General features: G+C 62.6%; 2 protein-coding genes. One reads left to right on the top strand and one right to left on the bottom strand.

Annotated elements, in window-relative coordinates:
* Positions 1-56: 56 nt before the first annotated feature.
* Positions 57-410: a hypothetical protein gene (locus ACF8FG_RS09495; protein WP_392518731.1), complete on the bottom strand. Its 354-nt coding sequence runs from the start codon at positions 408-410 to the stop codon at positions 57-59.
* A gap of 275 nt (positions 411-685) precedes the next feature.
* Here ACF8FG_RS09495 and ACF8FG_RS09490 point away from each other — a divergent pair, with 275 nt between their 5' ends.
* Positions 686-5,551, top strand: coding sequence for an NAD-glutamate dehydrogenase (locus ACF8FG_RS09490; protein ID WP_014591820.1), 4,866 nt, complete (start codon positions 686-688; stop codon positions 5,549-5,551).
* The last annotated feature ends 103 nt before the right edge of the window (positions 5,552-5,654 follow it).

The raw sequence follows: 5,654 nt of genomic DNA, 5'->3' as shown, positions 1-5,654 counted from the left end.
TCGCGACACAAGGCCGCTCCCACAGGGACCGCGTTCCCACTAGGCAGGGGCACGGTTCAAAGCTCGCAGACAAAGGTTCCAGTACCGGCCAGGATGTTCTCCAGGGTTTCCTTCACTTCATCCATGTCACTCAGCTCGCTGGTCAGGTTGATTTCCAGTACTTCATCCCCCTTCAGCGCGTCCTGGTCGCCGGCCGCCACTTCGATCAGCAGGCGCTTGGCGCTCAGGGTCACTTTAAGGCCATCCAGCGTCGACGGCTCGTCATCCAGGGTCAGGTCGACGGTGTCCTCGTCCGGGTAACGGGTAAGCAGGAACATCTGACCCTTGTCGCTGTGGCAGCACAGGGTCGCCATGTTGTCTTCCTCGTTATCGCAAGGGGTGGCGAACAGCAGGGCGGTGTTGATTTGCATGAGCAGGCTCGGGTCAAAGGAAACGGAAGGGAATTCTGACAGTCTTGCGTACAGGCATAAACGTAAAGTTACCGCCCCTTGACCGAAATTGTCGCAGCGCTGCAAGCGTAGATGACCGATCAGTCGTTAAGCTTCGGCGAGCCCTGGGCGTGCCTGCGCACGTTCAACGTCTGGTTTTTTACCGTCCGCCATGCCACGGGTTGGCTATCGTTGATCCGTACACGGCGCACGCAGCGACGCTTCAATTATTACAAAGCCCAAGCGGAGTACCACAGATGGCGTTCTTCACCGCAGCCAGCAAAGCCGACTTCCAGCATCAACTGCAAGCGGCCCTGGCGCAGCACATCAGCGAGCAGTCCCTGCCACAAGTGGCGCTGTTCGCCGAGCAGTTCTTCGGCATCATCTCTCTGGACGAACTCACCCAGCGCAGGCTTTCCGACCTGGCCGGCTGCACCCTGTCAGCCTGGCGCATCATCGAGCGTTTCGACCCCGAATACCCGCAAGTGCGGGTGTACAACCCTGATTACGAACGCAATGGCTGGCAGTCGACCCATACCGTGGTCGAAGTGCTGCACCATGACTTGCCGTTCCTGGTCGACTCGGTGCGCACCGAGCTCAACCGCCGTGGCTACAGCATCCACACCCTGCAAACCACCGTGCTCAGCGTGCGCCGTGGCGCCAAGGGCGAGCTGTTGGAACTGCTGCCCAAGGGAACCCAGGGCGAAGGCGTGCGCTATGAGTCACTGATGTACCTGGAGATCGACCGCTGCGCCAATGCCGCCGAGCTGACAGTGCTGACCCGCGAGATCGAGCAGGTGCTGGCCGAGGTACGGGTGGTGGTGGCCGACTTCGACCCGATGAAGGCCAAACTGCGTGAAGTGGTGGCGCAGGTGGAACAGACCGGCTTTGGTCCTGCCCAAAACGAGAAGGGCGAAGTCAAGGCCTTCCTTGAGTGGCTGCTGGATAACCACTTCACCTTCCTGGGCTATGAAGAATTCACCGTCAAGGGCGACGCCGATGGCGGCCAGATGGTCTACGACGAGCAGTCGTTCCTCGGCCTGCCGCGTCGTCTGCGTGTGGGCCTGACCGCAGAAGAGCTGCGCATCGAAGACTACGCTGTGGCCTACCTCAACGAGCCGCTGCTGCTGTCGTTCGCCAAGGCCGCGCTGCCCAGCCGCGTGCATCGCCCGGCCTACCCGGACTATGTGTCGATCCGCCAGCTGGACGCCGACGGCAAGGTCATCAAGGAGCACCGCTTCATGGGGCTGTACACCTCGTCGGTGTATGGCGAAAGCGTACATGCCATTCCGTACATCCGCGTGAAGGTGGCTGAAGTCGAGCGCCGTTCGGGCTTCGATCCCAAGGCCCACCTGGGCAAGGAACTGGCCCAGGTGCTGGAAGTGCTGCCGCGCGACGACCTGTTCCAGACGCCGATCGACGAGCTGTTCAGCACGGTCATGGCAATCGTGCAGATCCAGGAGCGCAACAAGATCCGCGTGTTCCTGCGCAAAGACCCGTATGGCCGCTTCTGCTACTGCCTGGCCTACGTCCCGCGGGAAATCTACTCCACCGAAGTGCGGCAGAAGATCCAGCAGGTGCTGATGGAGCGCCTGAAGGCCACCGACTGCGAGTTCTGGACCTTCTTCTCCGAATCGGTATTGGCCCGTGTGCAACTTATTCTGCGGGTCGACCCCAAGAACCGTATCGACATCGACCCGCAGCAGCTGGAACGCGAAGTCATCCAGGCCTGCCGCTCGTGGCATGACGACTACTCGGCACTGGTGGTGGAGAACTTCGGCGAAGCCCAGGGCACCAACATCCTTGCCGATTTCCCCAAAGGGTTCCCGGCCGGTTACCGCGAGCGCTTCGCCGCGCACTCGGCGGTGGTCGACCTGCAGCATGTGCTGAACCTGTCGGAAAGCAAGCCGCTGGCCATGAGCTTCTACCAGCCGTTGACCCAGATGGGCGAGCGCATCCTGCACTGCAAGTTGTACCACGCCGACACCCCGCTGGCGCTGTCCGACGTGCTGCCGATTCTGGAAAACCTCGGCCTGCGCGTGCTCGGCGAGTTCCCGTATCGCCTGCGCCATGCCAATGGCCGTGAATACTGGATCCACGACTTCGCCTTCACCTACAGCGAAGGCCTGAGCCTGGATATCCAGCAGCTCAACGATACCCTGCAGGACGCCTTCATCCACATCGTCCGTGGTGATGCCGAGAACGACGCTTTCAACCGCCTGGTGCTCACCGCCGGCTTGCCGTGGCGTGACGTGGCCTTGCTGCGTGCCTACGCCCGTTACCTGAAACAGATCCGTCTGGGCTTCGATCTGGGCTATATCGCCAGCACCCTGAACAACCACACCGACATCGCCCGTGAGCTGACCCGGTTGTTCAAGACTCGCTTCTACCTGGCGCGCAAGCTTACCCAGGACGACCTTGACGACAAGCAGCAGCGCCTGGAACAGGCCATTCTGACTGCGCTGGACGACGTGCAAGTGCTCAACGAAGACCGCATCCTGCGGCGCTACCTGGACCTGATCAAGGCCACCCTGCGTACCAACTTCTACCAGCCCGACGCAAGCGGCCAGAACAAGTCGTACTTCAGCTTCAAGTTCAACCCCAAGCTGATCCCCGAACTGCCCAAGCCGGTGCCAAAGTTCGAGATATTCGTCTATTCGCCACGCGTCGAGGGCGTGCACCTGCGCTTTGGCAACGTCGCTCGTGGCGGCCTGCGCTGGTCCGACCGCGAAGAAGACTTCCGCACCGAAGTGCTGGGCCTGGTCAAAGCCCAGCAGGTGAAGAACTCGGTCATCGTGCCGGTCGGCGCCAAGGGGGGCTTCCTGCCGCGCCGTCTGCCGATTGGCGGCAGCCGTGACGAGATTGCCGCCGAAGGCGTGGCGTGCTACCGCATCTTCATTTCCGGCCTGCTCGACATCACCGACAACCTCAAGGACGGTGGCGTGGTGCCGCCGGCCAACGTGGTGCGTCATGACGATGACGACCCGTACCTGGTGGTGGCGGCCGACAAAGGCACCGCGACCTTCTCCGACATCGCCAACGGCATTGCCATCGATTACGGCTTCTGGCTGGGCGATGCCTTTGCATCGGGCGGCTCGGCCGGTTACGACCACAAGAAAATGGGCATTACCGCACGCGGTGCCTGGGTGGGCGTGCAGCGTCACTTCCGCGAGCGTGGCATCAACGTGCAGGAAGACCCGATCACCGTCATTGGTGTGGGCGATATGGCCGGTGACGTGTTCGGCAATGGCCTGCTGATGTCCGACAAGCTGCAACTGGTGGCCGCGTTCAACCACCTGCATATCTTCATCGACCCCAACCCGGAGCCCGCTTCCAGTTTCGCTGAACGCAAGCGCCTGTTCGATCTGCCGCGTTCGGCCTGGAGCGACTACGACACCAGCATCATGTCCGAAGGCGGCGGGATCTTCCCGCGCAGTGCCAAGAGCATCGCCATCAGCCCGCAGATGAAAGAGCGCTTCGCCATCGAAGCCGACCGCCTGACCCCGACCGAGTTGCTCAATGCGCTGCTCAAGGCCCCGGTAGACCTGCTGTGGAACGGTGGTATCGGGACCTATGTCAAGGCCAGTACGGAGAGCCACGCCGATGTCGGCGACAAGGCAAACGATGCGCTGCGGGTCAACGGTAACGAACTGCGCTGCAAGGTGGTGGGCGAGGGTGGCAACCTGGGCATGACCCAGCTCGGCCGCGTCGAGTTCGGCCTGAATGGCGGCGCCACCAACACCGACTTCATCGACAACGCCGGCGGCGTGGACTGCTCCGACCACGAGGTCAACATCAAGATCCTGCTCAACGAAGTGGTGCAGGGTGGCGACATGACCGAGAAGCAGCGCAACCAGCTGCTGGGCAGCATGACCGACGAAGTGGCCGGCCTGGTGCTGGGCAACAACTACAAGCAGACCCAGGCGCTTTCGCTGGCCGCCCGCCGCGCCCGCGAGCGGATTGCCGAGTACAAGCGCCTGATGGCCGACCTCGAGGCGCGGGGCAAGCTGGACCGTGCCATTGAATTCCTGCCGTCTGAAGAGCAGTTGGCCGAACGCCTGGCTGCCGGCCAGGGCCTGACCCGCGCCGAGCTGTCGGTGCTGATCTCGTACAGCAAGATCGACCTCAAGGAGCAACTGCTCAAGTCGCTGGTGCCGGACGACGACTACCTGACCCGTGACATGGAAACCGCTTTCCCGCCGTCCCTGGTCAGCAAGTTCGCCGAGGCCATGCGCCGCCACCGCCTGAAGCGCGAAATCGTCAGCACCCAGATCGCCAACGACCTGGTCAACAACATGGGTATCACCTTCGTACAGCGCCTGAAGGAGTCGACTGGCATGAGCCCGGCCAACGTGGCCGGCGCTTACGTGATCGTGCGCGACATCTTCCACCTGCCGCACTGGTTCCGCCAGATCGAGGCGCTGGACTATCAGGTGCCGGCAGAAATCCAGCTCACCCTGATGGACGAGCTGATGCGCCTGGGCCGCCGTGCCACGCGCTGGTTCCTGCGTAGCCGCCGCAACGAACAGGACGCCGGGCGCGATACCGCGCACTTCGGGCCGAAGATCGCGCAGCTGGGTCTGAAGCTGGATGAGCTGCTCGAAGGCCCCACCCGCGAACGCTGGATGGTGCGCTACCAAGGCTTTGTCGACGCCGGTGTGCCGGAGTTGCTGGCGCGGATGGTGGCGGGTACCAGCCACCTGTACACCCTGCTGCCGATCATTGAGGCGGCCGACGTGACCGGCCATGAGCCAGCGCAGGTGGCCAAGGCATTCTTCGCCGTGGGCAGCGCACTGGACCTGACCTGGTACTTGCAGGAAATCAGCAACCTGCCGGTGGAAAACAACTGGCAGGCGCTGGCGCGCGAGGCTTTCCGCGACGATATCGACTTGCAGCAGCGGGCGATCACCATTTCGGTCCTGCAGATGGTCGATGCACCGCAAGACATGGATGCCCGCGTGGCGTTGTGGTCAGAGCAGCATCGGGGAATGGTGGAGCGCTGGCGCGCCATGCTCGACGACTTGCGCAATGCCACGGGCACTGACTATGCGATGTACGCGGTGGCGAACCGCGAGCTGGTCGACCTGGCCATGAGCGGGCAGGCGGCGGTGGTGCCGTCCTGAGCCTTCTGGTGAGGTAAAACAAAGCCCCGGCAGTGATGCCGGGGCTTTTTTTGTATTCCTGGGCTGGCCCCTTCGCGGGTGAACCCGCTCCTACACAGATTGG

Source organism: Pseudomonas sp. YQ_6 (assembly GCF_043103245.1).
GTDB lineage: Bacteria > Pseudomonadota > Gammaproteobacteria > Pseudomonadales > Pseudomonadaceae > Aquipseudomonas > Aquipseudomonas alloputida.
The sequence above is the reverse complement of the archived record's forward strand: the minus strand, read 5'-3'. Positions and strand labels throughout refer to the sequence as shown.

Coding starts and splice junctions, on each gene's coding strand:
- ACF8FG_RS09495 (WP_392518731.1), bottom strand. CDS start 410: ATGCAAATCAACACCGCCCTGCTGTTCGCCACCCCTTGCGATAACGAG.
- ACF8FG_RS09490 (WP_014591820.1), top strand. CDS start 686: ATGGCGTTCTTCACCGCAGCCAGCAAAGCCGACTTCCAGCATCAACTG.